This is a genomic window from Citrobacter sp. Cpo148 (assembly GCF_030332375.1).
GTDB lineage: Bacteria > Pseudomonadota > Gammaproteobacteria > Enterobacterales > Enterobacteriaceae > Citrobacter > Citrobacter portucalensis.
This window is the reverse complement of the sequence record NZ_JAOWHY010000012.1, coordinates 1-540: the sequence shown is the minus strand read 5'-3', so window position 1 is coordinate 540 and position 540 is coordinate 1. Positions and strand designations below refer to the sequence as shown.

Genomic DNA, 540 nt, shown 5'->3' with positions numbered 1-540 from the left:
GCTAAAGAAATCAGCAAAGAAACCGGCAGATCACTGCGTGACAGCGCCGAGCATGTCAGCGCCTGGGCGTCACTGCACCGAGTTCAGCAGTTCCGTTTTTTTGGTATTCCGGGGCGTCAGGCATACCGCGAGCTGCGCTTGCTGGCTGGTCAGGCCGCGAGAGCACAGGGCGAGCACAAAGCGGGTGCGCCGGTACTGGATAACCCGCGTCTGGATGCGGTGCTGGCAGCAGCTGATGCGGGCTGCTTTGCTACCTACATCATGAAGCAGGGCGGTGTACTGGTTCCCCGCAAACATCACCTTGTCCGCACGGCTTATGAGCTTAACGACGAACCGAGCGCCTACGGCGATCACGGTATCCGTATCTATGGCATCTGGTCCCCGATTGTAGAGGGCAAGATTTGCACGCACGCGATGAAGTGGAAAAAGGTTCGTAAGGCCGTTGACGTTCAGGAGGCGACAGCCGACCAGGGCGCTTGCGCCCCTTGGACTCGTGGCAATAACTGTCCCCCTGTTGAAAATCTGAACAAATCAGGGGGT

1 pseudogene is annotated in these 540 nt (G+C 58.3%); it reads left to right on the top strand.

The features are described 5' to 3' along the window. Positions 1 to 540, top strand: a pseudogene (locus OGY10_RS23745) (replication endonuclease); the annotation flags it as partial.